At 62.7% G+C, this 16,552-nt stretch carries 15 protein-coding genes; 7 read left to right on the top strand and 8 right to left on the bottom strand.

From position 1 onward, the window contains the following. Positions 1-23 precede the first annotated feature (23 nt). The 3 genes from PQQ96_RS36020 to PQQ96_RS36010 form a co-directional block, all read right to left on the bottom strand. On the bottom strand, positions 24-1,997 hold the full coding sequence (locus tag PQQ96_RS36020; protein ID WP_408301328.1) for a PAS domain-containing hybrid sensor histidine kinase/response regulator: 1,974 nt from the start codon (positions 1,995-1,997) through the stop codon (positions 24-26). Between the two features lie 142 nt (positions 1,998-2,139). After that, a complete protein-coding gene (locus PQQ96_RS36015) occupies positions 2,140-3,189 on the bottom strand; it encodes an NAD(P)/FAD-dependent oxidoreductase (RefSeq protein WP_408301326.1) in 1,050 nt (349 codons plus the stop codon). Positions 3,190-3,287: 98 nt separating this feature from the next. Further along, on the bottom strand, positions 3,288-4,862 hold the full coding sequence (locus PQQ96_RS36010) for a methyl-accepting chemotaxis protein (RefSeq protein WP_408301324.1): 1,575 nt from the start codon (positions 4,860-4,862) through the stop codon (positions 3,288-3,290). Positions 4,863-5,147: 285 nt separating this feature from the next. Here PQQ96_RS36010 and PQQ96_RS36005 point away from each other — a divergent pair, with 285 nt between their 5' ends. Next, on the top strand, positions 5,148-6,257 hold the full coding sequence (locus tag PQQ96_RS36005) for a porin (RefSeq protein ID WP_408301322.1): 1,110 nt from the start codon (positions 5,148-5,150) through the stop codon (positions 6,255-6,257). A 5-nt stretch (positions 6,258-6,262) separates the two neighbouring features. Next, positions 6,263-7,381, top strand: coding sequence for a nucleoside hydrolase (locus tag PQQ96_RS36000; RefSeq protein WP_408301342.1), 1,119 nt, complete (start codon positions 6,263-6,265; stop codon positions 7,379-7,381). A gap of 66 nt (positions 7,382-7,447) precedes the next feature. Here PQQ96_RS36000 and PQQ96_RS35995 read toward each other — a convergent pair whose 3' ends face one another. Continuing rightward, on the bottom strand, positions 7,448-8,371 hold the full coding sequence (locus tag PQQ96_RS35995) for a LysR family transcriptional regulator (RefSeq protein WP_408301320.1): 924 nt from the start codon (positions 8,369-8,371) through the stop codon (positions 7,448-7,450). A gap of 83 nt (positions 8,372-8,454) precedes the next feature. On the opposite strand from PQQ96_RS35995, the gene PQQ96_RS35990 reads away from it, so the two are divergent. Then, on the top strand, positions 8,455-9,801 hold the full coding sequence (locus PQQ96_RS35990; RefSeq protein WP_408301318.1) for an NCS2 family permease: 1,347 nt from the start codon (positions 8,455-8,457) through the stop codon (positions 9,799-9,801). Between the two features lie 141 nt (positions 9,802-9,942). Further along, on the top strand, positions 9,943-11,040 hold the full coding sequence (add, locus tag PQQ96_RS35985; RefSeq protein ID WP_408301316.1) for an adenosine deaminase: 1,098 nt from the start codon (positions 9,943-9,945) through the stop codon (positions 11,038-11,040). Between the two features lie 51 nt (positions 11,041-11,091). Here add and PQQ96_RS35980 read toward each other — a convergent pair whose 3' ends face one another. Then, positions 11,092-11,952, bottom strand: a complete 861-nt coding sequence (locus PQQ96_RS35980; RefSeq protein WP_408301314.1) for a LysR family transcriptional regulator — start codon at positions 11,950-11,952, stop codon at positions 11,092-11,094. Between the two features lie 164 nt (positions 11,953-12,116). Between PQQ96_RS35980 and PQQ96_RS35975 the strand changes: the two genes are divergently transcribed. Continuing rightward, positions 12,117-13,517, top strand: a complete 1,401-nt coding sequence (locus tag PQQ96_RS35975; protein ID WP_408301312.1) for a DHA2 family efflux MFS transporter permease subunit — start codon at positions 12,117-12,119, stop codon at positions 13,515-13,517. A 10-nt stretch (positions 13,518-13,527) separates the two neighbouring features. Here the strand turns inward: PQQ96_RS35975 and PQQ96_RS35970 are convergent, their stop codons facing one another. Next, a complete protein-coding gene (locus PQQ96_RS35970) occupies positions 13,528-14,301 on the bottom strand; it encodes an SDR family NAD(P)-dependent oxidoreductase (RefSeq protein ID WP_408301310.1) in 774 nt (257 codons plus the stop codon). Between the two features lie 252 nt (positions 14,302-14,553). On the opposite strand from PQQ96_RS35970, the gene PQQ96_RS35965 reads away from it, so the two are divergent. Continuing rightward, a complete protein-coding gene (locus tag PQQ96_RS35965; RefSeq protein WP_408301308.1) occupies positions 14,554-15,483 on the top strand; it encodes a LysR family transcriptional regulator in 930 nt (309 codons plus the stop codon). A 130-nt stretch (positions 15,484-15,613) separates the two neighbouring features. Here the strand turns inward: PQQ96_RS35965 and PQQ96_RS35960 are convergent, their stop codons facing one another. Both PQQ96_RS35960 and PQQ96_RS35955 read right to left on the bottom strand, forming a co-directional pair. After that, entirely contained in the window at positions 15,614-15,859 is a 246-nt protein-coding gene (locus tag PQQ96_RS35960; RefSeq protein WP_408301307.1) for a hypothetical protein, read from the bottom strand. Between the two features lie 113 nt (positions 15,860-15,972). Next, on the bottom strand, positions 15,973-16,224 hold the full coding sequence (locus PQQ96_RS35955; protein ID WP_074284389.1) for a DUF1488 family protein: 252 nt from the start codon (positions 16,222-16,224) through the stop codon (positions 15,973-15,975). 42 nt (positions 16,225-16,266) lie between these two features. Here PQQ96_RS35955 and PQQ96_RS35950 point away from each other — a divergent pair. Continuing rightward, the coding region (locus PQQ96_RS35950; protein ID WP_408301305.1) for a hypothetical protein at positions 16,267-16,552 on the top strand (286 nt) is incomplete at its 3' end.

The following is a 16,552-nucleotide window of genomic DNA, read 5'->3' as shown; positions in this document are numbered from 1 at the left end:
TGAAGGAAGCGCGCCCGTTGACTTTAGCCCGGACCGCACTGCCCGCGCCGCGCTTGCGCCTGTTCCAGCAAGGCCTCAAATAGCGCGAGGTCCACTGGCTTGACGAGATGCGAGTGAAAACCGGCCGCCTGCGTACGCTCGCGATCGCTTGCGTGACCGAAGCCTGTCATCGCGGCGAACACCGTGCCGGCCAGCGCGGGCATCTCGCGCAACCCCGCCAGCGTCGCGAAGCCGTCCATTTTTGGCATCGCAAGGTCGATCAGCGCGAGGTGGGGTACGAGGCGCGGCGCGACATCGAGCGCCTGCGCGCCGTCGTAGGCAATGCGGACTTCGTGGCCTTTGAGTTCGAACAGCATGGCGAGGCTGTCGGCGGAGTCGCGATTGTCGTCCACCAGCAGAATCCGCAACGGCGACACTGCCGCGCAGGGAACGCCAGCCTGATCAACCTGAGCTTCGGAGGGCGCCGCGGCAAGCGGCAAACTGAGCGTGAACGAACTGCCGCATCCCTCGCCCTCGCTGCTCGCGATGATGCTGCCGCCGTGCATTTCGATCAACGATTTGCACAACGTAAGGCCGATGCCGAGGCCACCCTCGCCAAGGCTTTGCCCACTCTTTTCCTGCACGAACAACTCGAAGATCGCATCGAGCGAACGTACAGGAATGCCGCGGCCTCGATCGCGCACTTCCAGCACCGCCATGCGATGCTCGACACGCCCGAATATCTCGACACGGCTGCCGGACGGCGAAAATTTCGACGCGTTATGCAGCAGGTTTTGCAGCACTTGCACAAGCCGCGTGGTGTCGCCGCTCACGATAAGCGGCTCGGCCGGCATATGCGTCGCCACGCTCTGCGCCCGCGAGTCGGTAAATGGCCGCGCGGCTTCGATCGCGCGCGCCACTACTTCGGCCAGATCGACACGCGCAAGCCGCAACTCGACTTTGTCCGACATGATGCGGCCGACGTCGAGAAGATCGTCGACGAGGCGCGTGAGATGCGTGACCTGGCGGTCGATCAGATCGCGGGAGCGTGCCAGCGTAGGGCTCATACCCGCCTCGAGTTGCATCACGCCGATCGCGTTGCGCACTGGCGCAAGCGGATTACGCAACTCGTGGGCGAGCGTGGCGAGAAACTTGCGCATACGGTAGCCGGAGCGTTCCAGTTCTTCGCGCTCACGGCGCTCGGTCAGATCGCGCGTCACCTTTGCGAAGCCACGCAGACGGTTCGATTCGTCATACACCGCGGTGATGTTGACGTTGGCCCAGAAAGTCGTGCCGTCCTTGCGCACACGCCAGCCTTCGTCTTCGACCTGGCCGATCTGCCTCGCGATCGCCAGTTCGCGTGCAGGCTTGCCGGCCGCCGCTTCTTCGCGCGTGTAGAAGGTCGAAAAATGCCGGCCGACGATTTCTTCGCGCTTATAGCCCTTGATGCGCGCGGCACCCGCGTTCCAGCTCACCACGTAGCCATCCGGATCGAGCATGAAAATCGCGTAGTCTTTCACGTTCTCGACCAGCAGACGGAAGCGCTCCTCGCTCTGCCGCAACGCCTCCAGGTACTCGCGCTGCGCGGTCAGATCGCGGGTAATCTTGGCGAAGCCCGTCAGCACACCCGCCTGATTGCGCACCGCCGTGATGACCACGTTACACCAGAAGGTCGTGCCGTCTTTGCGAACCCGCCAGCCTTCGTCCTCGAAGCGGCCGGTCAATGCTGCCTGCTGCAACTCATAAGCAGGCCAGCCGCGCGCCACGGCTTCTGCACAATAGAAGCGCGAGAAGTGCTCGCCGATGATCTCGTGCGCCGCGTAGCCCTTCAGCTTCTGCGCACCGGCATTCCAGCTGACGATATGCCCGGTCGGGTCCAGCAGGAAGATTGCGTAGTCTTCGATCGACTGGACCAGCGCACCGTAATCGACCTCGACGGATGAGTTCACACGGAGCGCGGGCGACACGTTGGCGGCCCCGTCGTCGTCATCTGTGGAGTGGGTGTCGAGCTCGTTCATAGCCGGAAGAGTCAATGGGTGTGATCAAAAGCATACACCGGCTCGCTTGCATGATTCGCCTATTGTCCAACCTTATCGCGTCGACAACTGAAAGCAGCAAACGTCGGCACGCTTCAGCAAGCGTCGATACTTCGCCAGATCTTCAGCCCGCCGCCCCGACCTTTTCCGCCAGCTTCGCGTCATAACTGGAATGGACGTGCACCCGCTTCTTCTCGGGATAGGCGTAGGCATACGCCTTGCGCAGCGCCAGCGACGCCTCGTGAAAACCGGACAGAATGAGCTTCTGCTTGTTCGGATAGTTGGCAATGTCGCCGACCGCAAAGATGCCGGGCCGCGAGCTTTCGTAGTTGGAGGTATCTACATCGACGCGGCCAGCGTGGATCGACAGACCCCACTTCGCGATCGGTCCAAGATCGGCGACCAATCCATACAGCACGACGAGCTGCTCGGTTTCGAGCTGCGTTTCACCTTCGATATGCCGCAGCGCGATCGATTTCAACGCATCGCCCTCGACGTTGAGCCCTGAAATCGCGCCGACGATGAAGTCCATCTCGCCAGCCTCGACCGCCCGCCGCATCGACTCGACGCTCGAATCCGCCGCGCTGAAGCCGTTGCGCCGATGCACCAGCGTCACGTGCCGCGCCACCTTGCGCAGCGCCAGCGCCCAGTCGAGCGCGGAATCACCACCGCCGGCCACCACCACCGTTTTGCCGGCGAAATCGGCGAGACGTGGCACGCTGTAGTGCACGTGACGCGATTCCAGCGGCACGGCTTCGGCCAGCGCCAGTTTCTGCGGGACGAACGCACCGTTGCCGGCGGCAAGCAGAATCGCCGCCACGTCGAATACGAGGCCACGCTCGGTGCGCACGGTCCAGCGCCCATCGTCGCGCTGCTCGACCGACTCGACCCGTTGTTCGAGATGGATCGGCACATCGAACGGCTTGCATTGCACCATCAACCGCTCGACCAGTTCGCGTGCGGTGCACGACGGAATCGCGGGAATGTCGTAGATCGGCTTGTCGGGATAGAGCTCGATGCACTGCCCGCCCACCTTGTCGAGCCCGTCGACAATCTGGCATGACAGGCCGATCACACCCGCTTCGAAAGCGGCAAAGAGGCCCACGGGGCCGGCGCCGACAATCAGGACATCGGAGCGAATCGGTTGCGGAAGTTGGTCTGTGGCGGCCGTCATTCGGGATCTCATCGGGTAGGTCGATGATCCACCATACAGAATCGCCCGAAGCCCGGCAACGATGCCATTACACGCGGTAAGGACGCTTGAGCACTGACTCAGAACGCCGGCTCACGTCCCGCCACCTCGCGGGCGACCTTAAAGGCCGAGGTCAACTCGCTCAACTGCCGCGCCTGATCCGCGAGCGAGTTCGCCGTTGCCGCACTCTCTTCGACCAGCGCGGCGTTGTGCTGCGTGACCTCATCCATCTGCGTGACAGCGAGGCTCACCTGTTTGATACCCTCGCTCTGCTCTTTAGAGGCCGCTGCAATCTCGCTGACAATCCGCGCCACGCGCCCGATCGCCGCTTCGATCTCCTGCATCGTATCGCCCGCTTCATTGACGAGCCCTGCGCCGCTTTCGACACGCGAAGTCGATTCCGCGATCAGCGCGCCGATTTCTTTCGCCGCAGCGGCGGAACGTTGCGCGAGACTGCGCACTTCGCCCGCCACCACGGCGAAGCCGCGCCCTTCTTCACCCGCGCGTGCGGCTTCGACGGCCGCATTTAGCGCGAGGATATTCGTCTGAAATGCGATGCCTTCAATCGCGGTAATGATGCCGGTCATCTTCGACGACCCCGCGTGAATCACGCGCATCGTCTCGACCATGCTGCCGACCGAACTGCGTCCACGCGCGGCCATCTCCGACGCGCGCAGCGCCAGCTCGCTTGCGTGATGCGCGTTCTCTGCGTTCAGTTGTACGGTCGACGTGAGCTGTTCCATCGCCGCGGCAGCTTCCTCCAACGACGCCGCCTGCTCCTCCGTGCGTTGCGACAGATCGAGATTGCCCGCGGCGATCTGTTGTGTCGACGAAGCGATCGAGTGCGAACCGGCGCGTACGGTAGTGACGGTCGCGCCGAGCTTGTCCTGCATGGAGGCGACACCACGCAGCAGCGTCGCCATTTCGTCGTTCGAGCGAATGGGCACGTGCGTGGTCAATTCGCCGGCGGCGATAGCATCGAACTGGCGCAGCGCGTCGTTCAGCGGCCCCATGATCGCGCGACGCAACGTGCGCCAACTGACGAACGCCACCGTCAGACCCACCAGAATGCTGCCGATACACGCAACCAGCAGCGTGTGAAACAACGCGGCTGAGCGCTCGCTCACATCGCTTGCCTGCTGATTCAGATAATCCTCCAACGCGCCCTGGCTCGTGTTCATCGCCGTATAAAGGCCAATCAGGTGATTCGCGCGGCTTTCGTCCATCCAGCTCGCGTCGCCTGTGCGGATCGCATCGACCAGCTTGTCGATACCGTCACGCCGGACCGCGGTGCGCTTCGCGTCGAGATCGTCGGTGAGACGTTGCAGATCAGGCGTTTTCGGTAGATCACGGAAGCTGTTCCACCATTTGTCGGAATCGGCGAGCAGCATGCGGGCGCGATCGAGTTGCGCGCCAAGTTGCGGCGAACGCGGGTTGCTCATCGCCCAGTCGAGCCCGAAGCGCGCACGTGACATGGCCGTGCCCGACTTGCCGAGCGCCACGACCGAGGCGAAATGCACCGTGTACGCCTCACGCTGCGCCTCGTTGCTTTCGTTCATCCCGAGAATGCCGAGCGCGCCGGTGGCAATCAGCAGCACGCCGAGAAACGCGATGGTGATCGCGATCCGTAGATTGATGGTCAGGTTCTTGGTCATTGGGGTTCTTGTAGTTTTTGTTCCATATATAGAACATGTAACCGCATATGGAAAGTATAGCGATCCGCCCCGACAGTAAAAAATTAAATTCGCGAGGCGCGGCAAACGCGCAACAGGCACGCAAGCGCTGTTTCGCCGGTGGTCGCCGAAGGCTTCATTGAATAGATTAAATTTATGGAACTATAAAAAAACAACATTATTTTTATAGCCGACGACTTCGTATAGTCGAGCCCAGTTCAAATGCGCCTTACGCTCGGCGCCCTCCTTTCCTGCTACTGGACCACGATGAAACTACTCAAGTTCGCCCCTCTCGCGATCGCCGGCGCACTCTCCAGCGCCGCCCATGCGCAAAGCAGCGTGACGCTGTATGGCCTGATTTCGGCTGGCGTCGGCTATGCGACGAATCAGGGCGGCAAGAACGCGTGGCAGGCACTGTCGGGTACTAACCAGAATCCGCGCTGGGGCCTGAAGGGTGTCGAAGATCTGGGCGGCGGCACGACCGCGATCTTCCAGTTGGAAAACGGCTTTAACGTGATGACCGGCAATGCGTCGCAAAACGGCCGCGAATTTGGCCGGCAGGCGTTCGTCGGACTCGCCAGCAAGACATTCGGTACGCTGACCTTCGGCCGCCAGTACGACACCGTGCACGACTATGTCGGCCCGGTGATCATCGCGAGCAACGGCGTGAATATCGGCGACAACGACAACGGCTATAACGACATCCGCGTGCAAAACGCAGTGAAGTACGTGACGCCCGACTATCGCGGCCTGAAGGCCACCGCCGAGTACGGCTTCAGCAACGCCACCGGTTTCGCCAACAACAATGCGTACAGCTTCGGCGCCGGTTACGAGAACGGCCCGCTGAAGTGGAGCGTGGTCTACGCGCAGTACAACAACCCGTTTAGCGCGACCAACCCGGACGGCGCGATTTCGAACGACTACGCGTCGTCACTGCTGATCTTCGCGAAGAGCGCGTTGCATCCGGCCGCGTATGCGAGCAAGCAGCGCATCTTCGGCACGGGCGGCTTCTATACCGTCGGTCCCGCGCAATTTGCAGCGCTCTTCACCGATGTCCGCTACGATTATCTCGACGGTTCGCATCTGCATTTGCAGAACTACAATCTGAACGTGAACTACCACGTGGGCCCTGCGCTCATTCTCGGCGCAGCGTATGCCTTCACGGACGGCAAATACGATGTGATCAACACGAGCCCCAAATGGCATCAGGTCAATCTGCAAGCCGACTATTTCCTGTCGAAACGCACCGACGTCGCGCTGACGGTGATCGCGCAGCAAGCCGCTGGCGACGCGCAACACGCGCAGATTTTTGCCTACGCTCAATCCAACGGCATCCGTCAGATGATCACGACGGTCGGCATGCGCCACGTGTTCTGACAATGATGAACGCCTTCGATCCAACGCAAGACCGGCGCGCATTTTTGCGCACGGCCATGGGACTGGCTGCGGGTGCCTCGGCCTGGCCGATGTTTGCCGGCGCGGCCTCAGGCGGTGCCGACGCCGCTAATGCCGTAAGCGGCCCGTCCTCTTCCAGCGCCATCGCTTCGCAAAGCGGCACCCGCCGCAGCGTGATCATCGATTGCGATCCCGGTCAGGACGACGCGATTGCCATCCTGTTCGCCCTCGGAGCGAGCGACCGGCTCGATGTGCGCGCGATCACGACGGTCGCGGGCAACGTGCCGCTCAATCTCACCGAACGCAACGCCCGCATCGTGCGCGACTGGGCCGAGCGTACGCAATCGCTGCCGGTGTATGCAGGCTGCCCGCGGCCACTCACGCGGGAACTGATCACGGCCGCCAACGTGCACGGCAAGACCGGCCTCGACGGCGTGCCGCTGCATGAACCGCTCGCCCCGCTCGCACCGCAGCACGCGGTCGCGTTTCTGATCGACACCTTGCAGGCGGCGCCGCCGCATAGCGTGACGCTGTGTGCGATCGGGCCGTTGACCAACCTCGCCACCGCATTCATCGAAGCGCCGGAAATTCGCGAAGGCATCCGCGAAATCGTGCTGATGGGCGGCGCCTTCTTTGAACGCGGCAACATCACGCCTGCGGCCGAATTCAATATCTATGTCGACCCGCAAGCCGCGCAAGTCGTGTTTGCCAGCGGTGTGCCGGTCGTCGTGCTGCCGCGCGACGTCGCCGTGAAAGCGATGATCACGCCGGCACGGATCGCGCCGATTCGCGCGCTCGGCAATCGCTGCGGCACGATGGTCGCCGACATTCTGGCTGCGGAAGTCGCGTATCAGAAGGGACGCAAGGGTGTCGAAGAAGCGCCGATGTACGATCCCTGCGCGACGGGCTACCTGATCGAGCCGTCTCTATTCAAAGGGCGCGAGGTCAACGTGGTGATCGAGACAGTCGGCGAATGGACGCTCGGTGAAACTGTGGTGGACTGGAGTGGGCACAGCGGCCGCAAGCCGAACGCGACCTGGATCACCGAAGTCGACGCGGACGGTTTTTATGCCGCCTTGCGCACACGCCTCGCCACCTTGCCGTGAACCAATGAACCCATGCGTGAACCCGTGAAAGGCTCGGCAACGCGCCTGCATCCGGCGTACGTCGCGTCAGATATGCGCGGCGATCCACTCGCGGCAAGCCCGCACGTGCGGGCCGCGATCGTCGCCGGCAAGCGAAATCAGCGCGATCGAGCGGGTGACGCGCGGCTTGTCGAGGCGCAACGCGACCAGCTCCGTATCGTGCAGATGCATGGTGTAGAGACTGGGCAGCACCGCAATCGCCAGACGGCTGCGCACGAGTTCGTACAAAGGCTCCGTGTACTCGACGCGGTAGGCGACCGTCAGTTGCAGACCTTCGGCCCCGCCGGTGCGCCGCAGGGCATCGCTGACGCTGCCGCGCACGAACACCGCCAGATCGCGGCCCACCAGCTTTGCCCACGCAAGGCTCTTCTTCTGCGCGAGCGGATCGTCGCGCCGCACCACTACCACGATCTGATCCTCGAACAGATCCTGGTAGCGCAACGCGGCCTCACCGTCGTTGTCCGCCGCCGCGTCGGGCTCGTGCACACCGACGCCGAAATCGGCCGCGCCCTGGCGCACGGCATCGATCAAGGCGGTGTTCGGCAGGTCGTTCAGCGTGAACCGCAGCGACGGTTGTTGCGCGCGCAACGAAGCGAGCGCGGGCAACAGGCGCGCAGCCGCCGACGGAATCAGTCCGATGCGCACTGTCTGCACCCGCTCGGCGAAGGTGCTCGCCATATCGTCGAAGGTGCCGCGCGCCTGATTGAGCAGACGCTCGGCGAGCGGCAACACGCTGGCGCCCGCGTGCGTGAGCGTCAATCGATGAGCGGAGCGCGCGAACAGCGGGCCGCCGAGCAGGAATTCGATCTGCCGGATCGCCGCGGTCAACGCAGGCTGCGTCAACGCGAGCGACTGCGCGGCCTGCGTGAAACTGCGCGCATGCGCAAGCGTGACGAAGTACTGGATTTGGCGCAATGTAAGCGCGGGCAGCAGGGACGAACGGTCGGTCATGGAGAGCAATGCATCGACGCAATGCGCAGCAGTATAAATGGCGTGATTACAGGATGAATCAATTGATCAATAACGAATCTTCAATGCCGCAGACGAACAACCCGGCACACACGGCGCGCAGCGGCTGGCTCGAACAGCGTTTCGCGCTCGCCGAGCGCAAAACCAGTGTGCGTATCGAAGCGATTGCCGGCATCACCTCGTTTCTCGCGGCCGCCTACTTGCTGGTGGTGATTCCGTCGCTGCTGTCGGCGGGCGGCATGGATCGCGGCGCGGCGACTACCGCGACGATTCTCGTGTTCGTGCTGAGCACGGTGTTGATGGCGCTGTATGCGAATCTGCCGTTTCTGGTGGGGCCGGGCATCGGCGGCTCGGTGATTCTCGGCATTACGCTCGCGGGCGAACACGTCGCGTGGCAAACAGGCCTGGGCATAGCGTTTGTCTCTGGTGTGCTGTTCCTGATCCTGACTCTCGTGGGCGCGCGCAGCCTTGTGGTGCGGCTGATTCCGGCGCAGATCAAGCTCGGCCTCGGAGCATCGATCGGTTTGTTCATCGCGGTGCTCGGCTTCCGTAACGCCGGGATGGTGATCGCCAATGCGAAGACCAATGCGCTCGCGCTCGGCGATTTTTCGCGGCCCGGCACCCTGGTCGCATTGATCGGCCTCGGCGCGGCTGTCGTGCTGCAAGGCCGCCGTGTACCCGGTGCGATTTTGTGGGCGATCCTGATCGCGGCCGGCGCCGGTGTGCCGCTCGGCGTCACGCATATGCCCGCGTCGTTTCTGTCGTGGCCGCATAGCATCGCGCCGATCGCCCTCAAGCTCGACATTGCGAGCGCATTGAGTGTGGCCGCGATTCCGTATCTGTTCGTGTTCTTCGCCGCAGAGTTTTTCTCGACGCTCGGCACCACGCTCGCCGTCGGCGCCAAAGCGGAGCTGCTCGATGAAAACGCGAATCTGCCGAACATCAACCGGCCGTTTCTGGTCGATTCGATTGCGGCGACGCTCGGTCCGGTGTTCGGCATTCCGGCGCTCACCGCGCTGGTGGAGTCCGCGGCAGGCGTTGAAGCGGGGGGACGCACAGGTCTTTCCTCGCTCGCCGCGGCCGCGATGTTCGCCCTGATGCTGCTATTCGTGCCGGTCGCTCTGGCAATACCGAAAGAAGCCACCGCCCCGGCGCTGATCCTGATCGGGCTGTCGATGTTCAGCACGATTCGCCATACGCATTTCGACGACTTCAGCGACTCGCTGCCCGTTCTTTCGATGGTGCTGCTCACACTGATGTCGAACAGTTTCGGTACCGGTATCGCGGGTGGTCTGCTTTGCTACGTCCTCGTCAAGCTGCTCGCCGGACGGTTTCGTGAAGTACCGTGGGGTCTCCATGTGCTGGCCGTGCCGCTAGGCTATTACTTCTATACCGTGGTGAAGCCGCATTGAGCGCGGTGGCTGAGTTGATCGGCCCGGTGACGCCGCCTGCTTGCCCACCAGCTCACCCAACGTAGCCGCACGTTTTCACTCTGCATTTGCACTAAACTGAATTTGCGTCGAGTTTTACGCACTACCGAAAACCATACCGACATGAAAGAGACATTGGGCAACGTGCCCGCATCGCGCCTCGGCATAACGCTCACCGACGCCCATCGCGCTTTCTTCACCGCCCTGCCGAAAGTCGAGTTGCATTGCCACCTGCTGGGCGCGGTGCGTCATGAGACCTTCATCGCGCTTGCCGAAAAGAGCCATGCGCCGATCGGCCGCGAAGAGATCGACGCGTTCTATACGCGCGGCGAAAAGCCCGTTGGCGTGCTGCGTGTGCTGCGCGCGCTCGACGAGCATCTGCTCACGCAGGCGGACGACCTGCATCGCATCGCCTACGAATATCTCGCCGATGCCGCCGCGCACCAGGTGCGTCACAGCGAATTTTTCTGGAATCCTACCGGTACGGTGCGCGTCTCGAAGATTCCCTATGCGGATGCGCAAGCGGCCATTGTCACCGCGATTCGCGACGCCGCGCGTGACTTCGGCATCAGCGCGCGACTGATCCCGAGCATCGACCGCGAAGCCGATCCCGACGAAGCGGTCGCGCTGGTCGACTGGATGTGCGTGCATCGTGCGGACGAAGTGGCGGGCCTCGGCATTGACTATCGCGAGAACGACAGGCCGCCTGAGTTGTTCTGGAAGGCCTACCGCAACGCCCGAAACGCTGGCTTCAAAACCACCGCGCATGCGGGCGAATTCGGCATGCCCTGGCGCAATGTCGAGACGGCCGTCGACCTGCTGCAGTGCGACCGGATCGATCATGGCTATACGATCGTCGAAAACCCGCAGTTGGCGGCACTTTACGCGGAGCGCGGCATCGTGTTTACCGTGGTGCCGACCAACTCCTACTATTTGCGCACGCTCGCCCCGGAAGTCTGGGCTGAACAGCATCCCATGCGGCGCATGCCGGGTCTGGGCCTGAAAATTCACCCGAACACCGACGACCCGACACTGCACAAAGTGACGCCGAGCGAAGCATGGCAATTGATGTTCAGCCACTTCGGCTTCAGCATCGCCGAGTTGCGGCAGTTCATGCTGAACGGTATCGACGGCGCATGGGTCGATGAAGCGACGCGCCGCGCATGGCGCACGGCGTGGGGTACGGAGTTCGATACGTTGGCGGCGGCCATGCCCACCTAAGTGGAACAGCGCCTCGGGTTAGTCCATTCCCCCAAGACGCGCCACACACGTTCACTCGCCGATCCACGACCCGCGCAAATCGCTGTCGTGCAGCAACTGCAGCAACGTGCCCGCCGGACGGCTAAGCCGTTTGGCGGCCAGCGCGATAAATTCCACCGAGGGCAGCGTCGGCAGACTGGCGGCGTTGAGCGGCGGCGCCAGGCCTCGCGCGGCCAGATACTGCGGACGAACCGTAATGCCGAGGCCACCGCGCGCGGCCGCAATGCAACCCGCGTGACTGCTGCTCGTACACACCACCTGCCAACTGAAACCGGCTTCGGCGAGCGCATCGAGCACCACGGCTCGCGTCACGCTCGGCTCGGCGACCAGGATCAGCGGCAACGGCTGACTGAGATCGACCCGCGTACCGATTCGTGCCAGCCATTCCAGCCGCCCCGTGAAAAGCGGCACACCGCGGCGGTCGCCCAGACGCCGCTTACCGACCAGCAGATCGATCGACCCGTCGTCCAGCAATTCATACAGCTTGCCGGTCATACCGATCGTGATTTCCAGCTCGACATCCGGATGCGCGTCGCGAAACGCCGCCAGCACGGTGGGCAGCGGTCCGAGCGCGACGTCGTCCGATGAACCGAGCCGCACGCGCCCTTTCAGGCGCGGCGCGCGAAACTGCGACTCAGCCCGCGCGAGTGCCTGCAGGATCACGGTGGCATGGGCGAGCATGGCCTCGCCGTCCGGGGTCATCGCGAGCGAATGAGTGTCGCGCACCAACAAACGCCGCCCCACGCTCTCTTCGAGCCGGCGGATATGTTCGCTGACGCTCGATTGCGTGAGATCGAGTTGCCGCCCCGCTTCGGTGAAGCTATGGCAGGCTGCGACGGTTGCGAAGGTCTTGAGCCAGATGGGATTGAGCATGCTCCATTGTGGTCCTGGTTATCGGTAAAGTCGATAACAGTCAACGCCTCCAGTGAGGTTCCCGATTGACGAGAATGTCAATATCATGACGGGATCCCCCCAACGATTGTTTCGAGCACGGGCCGCCGATCTGTCCCCGCCAGCGCCCTATCGCTCATTTGAATATGAACAAGGACTCCGCCCAAACCGCGCTGCTCTGGATCGTCGCCGCCGGCTTTTTCATGCAGTCGCTCGACACGACGATCGTCAACACCGCGTTGCCGTCGATCGCGAACAGCCTGCACGTCGCGCCCCTCGCGATGCAGCCGATCGTGGTCGCCTACACGCTGACGATGGCGATGCTCACCCCCGCGTCGGGCTGGCTCGCCGACCGTTTCGGCACACGGCGTGTGTATTTCGTGGCGATTCTTGTGTTCGTGCTCGGTTCAATCTGCTGCGCGAGCGCGCATACGCTCGGCCAACTGGTGATGGCACGGGTCCTGCAAGGGCTGGGCGGCTCGATGCTGTTACCGATCGGGCGGCTCGCCGTCCTGCGCAGCGTCTCGGGCGAGCAATACGTGTCGGCGCTCGCGTTCATTTCGATTGCCGGCCAGTTAGGGCCGATCGCCGGTCCTACGCTCGGCGGCTGGTTCGTTGAGGCCATCACGTGGCACTGGATCTTTCTAATCAATGTGCCGATCGGCGCGGTCGGTCTCTACGCGGTGCAGCGGTTTTTGCCGGCGCATGGCGAAGCCGAGGCGCCGCCGTTCGACTTCGTTGGCTGTGGGCTGCTGTCGCTGTGCATGATCACGTTTTCGCTGGCCGTCGAGACGCCGGTCGAGACGCACCGCGCGGCGTGGTCGGCGGGTCTCTTCGCGCTCGCTGTCGTCAGCGCGCTTGCCTACATTCCGCACGCCAGGCGCCGTAGCAATCCGCTCTTCAAACTCTCGCTCTTCAGCGAGCCGAATTTCAGCGTCGGTCTGATCGGCAACCTGGTGTGCCGCATCGGCTCGAGCGCCGTACCGTTCCTCGTGCCGTTGCTGCTGCAATTGCAACTCGGCTATACACCGCTGCATTCCGGCCTGATGATGCTGCCCGCCGCACTGGCCGGCACCCTCACCAAACGCTGGATTGCGCCGCTCGTGCGCCGCTATGGCTATGACACCTTCCTGCTCGTCAACACGGTGATCGTTGGGTCGGCGATCGTTGCGTTCGCATTGATTACGCGGGGTACGCCGCTCATCGTCGAGATCGTGATTCTGGCGGTGTTCGGCGGCGCCAACTCCATGCAGTTCGCGGCGATGAACAGCGTCACGCTCAAAGGCCTCTCGCATGAGGATGCCGGCAGCGGCAACAGCCTCTTTTCGATGGTGCAGATGCTGGCGATCGGACTGGGCGTCTCGATCGGCGGCGGCCTCGTGAATCTGTTCTCGGCGCAATGGGGATCGGCGGCGCTCGGGTTCCGCCTGAGCTTCGTGTGCGTGGGCGTCATCACGCTGGTGTCCGCATGGGTGTTCCGCCACCTCGACGAGAAGCCCGTCACGCGCGACGTACGTGGCCAGGCGACCCAGGGCGCGGGGCGCTGAGGAGCGTCTCTCAATCTGGCAAACGAATGCCGGAAAATCCCTCACACGCTTCGATCAAGCGCTCCTGCACAGCGACATCGTGAACCGCCGGATGCGTCTCGCGCGGTTTCATGTGATAGAAGTACCCGCCGCCGACGGCAGCCGCCGGATCATCGCTGACGGCGAGCCATACCTGGGTTTTGGGTGCTGCTTGCAGATCATCCGGCGCACCCGCCCCGCCCATTTTCGTCGCCACCCAACCAGGCTCCAACGCATTCGACGACACCTCCGGCCAGCGGCGCGCCATCGCAAACGCCAGTAGCGCGTCATGCAGTTTCGAGTCCGAATAGGCCGCCGCGCCCTGCCAGTGCCGTCGCTCCCATGCCAGATCGTCGAGACTCGCGTCGCCGCTCCGATGCAGGCCCGAGCTTAGATACACGAGCCGCTGCGGCTTGCCGATCAGCGCGGTCAATACGTAGGGCGCCAGCGTGTTGACCGCAAACACGTGCGGCAGGCCATCCACCGTGGCAATCCGGCGTGGCTCCTGGTAACCGACCGCCGCGTTGTGGATCACCGCGTCGAAGTGGCCGAGTTGGTTGACCTGCTCCGCTAATGCGATCGTGGCGGCAATACTCGACAGATCGCCTGCTAAAGCAGTCTCCGCTTCCGGCACGGCCTTCAAGGCTTCGTCGGCACGCGAGGCATTGCGCGCGTGCAAAACCACCCGATGGCCAGCGTCGACGAGCAGGCGAGCGGCCATCTGACCGAGGCCGTCGGCGGAACCGGTAATAAAAACGCGCGACATAATGGCGTACTCCATTGATCAGCAAAAATATGCCTGACGCATGGTGGGAACCGCATTCCATTGTGCGTCAGGTGAACTCATACAGATTAGCGCCAACCGGGCACCTGACGCGATAGCGCGGCTGTCATTCCACTCATGATGCCGCGTCATCGATTCACTCGGACAGGCAGCGTTTCCCGACGCCGACCTGTGAATTCAAACGGTGTTTCGCGTTAGCATGTCAGGCATTAATGCATAACAAAGGAATATCACATGCCATTTGACGAGCGCATGCTGAACGGCATGGGCGTGCTGACGGCGATCGTTGACTGCGGCAGTTTCGCGGCGGCCGGCGAAGCGCTCGACATGTCGCAATCCGGGGTGAGTCGTTCGGTTGCACGGCTCGAAGCACGCCTCGGCATCCGGCTATTTGACCGCACCACCCGCTCGGTCACGCTGACGGACGAAGGCCGGCGCTTTTACGAACAGATCGTGCCGCTGCTCGGCGGACTCGAAGAAGCGGCCGCTTCGGCGGCTCAGGGTGCGACCGCGGTTCGCGGACGTTTGCGCGTGAACATGGACCCGTTCTTCTCGCGTCTCGTACTGGGACCGCGGCTCGGTGGCTTCATCGATAAACATGCCGATCTGCAACTCGAGTTGATCACGCGCGACCAGTTAGGCGATATGGTCGCCGATGGTTTCGATCTAGCGATCCGCTTCGGCGACCCGCCGGTTTCAACGCTGATTGCACGCAAGCTGCTCGACACACGGATTCTGACCGTGGCCGCGCCGTCGTATCTGAAGAAACATGGACATCCGGCGAGCCCGGCCGAACTCGAGAACGGCAAGCACGTGTGCATCAAGTTCCGTGATCCGCTAACGGGCTACCCGTTTAGCTGGGAGTTTCATCGCGGACGCAAGAAGATCGTGATTACCCCGCAAGGCAGCTTGACCGTGAACGACGTCGGCACCTTGCATAGCGTGTGTGCGGCGGGCCAGGGTGTCGCGCAAATTCTCGCGCTCGGCGCCGAGGCGTTGCTCGCCACCGGCAAACTGATCGAACTGTTTCCCGACTGGGGCGACGAGGTTTATCCGCTGTATGCCCTCTACCCTTCGCGGCATCATCCACCGGCCAAGGTGCGGGCATTCTTCGACTTCATCGTTTCGCTGACTGGGGGCCCGGTGCGCGAACCGGCCGCTTGAATTGCGGCTCGAGTGGCGAATGCAATGACCTGCCGACAACCACCCGGCGGCAAGCACGCGTTTATCGGCGTAGAGGGCGCGGCACAAATAGAAAAACCGGCTTTACGCCGGTTATTTTCGCGCCGCATGCCTAAAGAACGGCTGGTTTCTTTTTGAGCACCAAGGTTGGGCGCGGTTGCATCAGTGTGCGCTTCGCGCCGAGCCACTTCGTGACGTGCTTGACCCATTGCTTCGGTGCGGCTTCGTTGCCCGGCTGGCCTTGCTGCGGCCCGCTTGCCGCTGGTGCGGCCGATTCGTTGATTCCGGCGATGCGTGCGGCTTCGCGCCGCCGTTTGCTGTCGGCGATTTCGTCTAGGTTGACCTGGTCATCATCCATGCTGGAACTCCCGCGGCGAAGCACCGCGAGGCGCCGGTGGGCGCCGCGCTGCTTCGGCTGTGGAACAAGGCGGCGCACGGCAGGTCCGGTTGGACGTGCCGCGCCGCGCTGCATCAAGAAATCGTATAGCGGTTTTGCGGACCGCCGACATACAGACCGCGAGCGAGCGTGAGGATTTGCTCGCGATGACGGTCGAAGGCCGCCAGCACTGCCGGTTCGTCCGAGCCGACGCTCGGGCTCAGATTCGAAATGACCGAATTATTGACAGTGAAAGCGATTTCGCGCGCGTTGTCGTAGCCCCAGAAATTGACACAATGACGGAAGGCGTCATAACTGCGGCTTGGGTTCGGGAAGTTGAGGGACATTTCACGCTCCCGTGGTGTTTTTCCTTCTTCACGGTGCGCTGAATGTGGGGCGCGGTCAAGGTGTTGTTTGTAAGTGTTAGGGTTTGTCCCTGCGGGGGGCTTGTTTTTTTGGCTGTTTGTTTGGGGTGTTGGGGTTTGCTTCGTTCTTTTGCCTGCGCGGCGCTTTCTGTCTGTGTGCCTGCGGCCTTGGCCTTTCCTTGTTTTCTTATCGGTCTATTAGCGTTGCCCCTGTGCGGGGCGGCACTTACTTTCTTTGCCGCCGCAAAGAAAGATAAGCAAAGAAAGCGGCTCACACCGCTAATTCTTAAGTGGGTCCCCTGGCTTGGAG

The organism is Paraburkholderia sediminicola (assembly GCF_046027825.1).
In the GTDB taxonomy this organism is placed as follows: Bacteria; Pseudomonadota; Gammaproteobacteria; order Burkholderiales; family Burkholderiaceae; genus Paraburkholderia; species Paraburkholderia sediminicola_D.
Note: the sequence above shows the minus strand (reverse complement) of the source record. Positions and strands in the feature narration are given on the sequence as shown.

Bases quoted from the DNA above. Each gene is read 5' to 3' on its own strand.
- PQQ96_RS36015 (WP_408301326.1), bottom strand. From the start codon at position 3,189: ATGACGGCCGCCACAGACCAACTTCCGCAACCGATTCGCTCCGATGTC.
- PQQ96_RS35960 (WP_408301307.1), bottom strand. From the start codon at position 15,859: ATGGATGATGACCAGGTCAACCTAGACGAAATCGCCGACAGCAAACGG.
- PQQ96_RS35990 (WP_408301318.1), top strand. From the start codon at position 8,455: ATGCCGCAGACGAACAACCCGGCACACACGGCGCGCAGCGGCTGGCTC.
- PQQ96_RS35975 (WP_408301312.1), top strand. From the start codon at position 12,117: ATGAACAAGGACTCCGCCCAAACCGCGCTGCTCTGGATCGTCGCCGCC.
- PQQ96_RS36010 (WP_408301324.1), bottom strand. From the start codon at position 4,862: ATGACCAAGAACCTGACCATCAATCTACGGATCGCGATCACCATCGCG.
- PQQ96_RS35980 (WP_408301314.1), bottom strand. From the start codon at position 11,952: ATGCTCAATCCCATCTGGCTCAAGACCTTCGCAACCGTCGCAGCCTGC.
- PQQ96_RS36020 (WP_408301328.1), bottom strand. From the start codon at position 1,997: ATGAACGAGCTCGACACCCACTCCACAGATGACGACGACGGGGCCGCC.
- PQQ96_RS36005 (WP_408301322.1), top strand. From the start codon at position 5,148: ATGAAACTACTCAAGTTCGCCCCTCTCGCGATCGCCGGCGCACTCTCC.
- PQQ96_RS36000 (WP_408301342.1), top strand. From the start codon at position 6,263: ATGAACGCCTTCGATCCAACGCAAGACCGGCGCGCATTTTTGCGCACG.
- PQQ96_RS35970 (WP_408301310.1), bottom strand. From the start codon at position 14,301: ATGTCGCGCGTTTTTATTACCGGTTCCGCCGACGGCCTCGGTCAGATG.
- PQQ96_RS35955 (WP_074284389.1), bottom strand. From the start codon at position 16,224: ATGTCCCTCAACTTCCCGAACCCAAGCCGCAGTTATGACGCCTTCCGT.
- PQQ96_RS35965 (WP_408301308.1), top strand. From the start codon at position 14,554: ATGCCATTTGACGAGCGCATGCTGAACGGCATGGGCGTGCTGACGGCG.
- PQQ96_RS35995 (WP_408301320.1), bottom strand. From the start codon at position 8,371: ATGACCGACCGTTCGTCCCTGCTGCCCGCGCTTACATTGCGCCAAATC.
- add (WP_408301316.1), top strand. From the start codon at position 9,943: ATGAAAGAGACATTGGGCAACGTGCCCGCATCGCGCCTCGGCATAACG.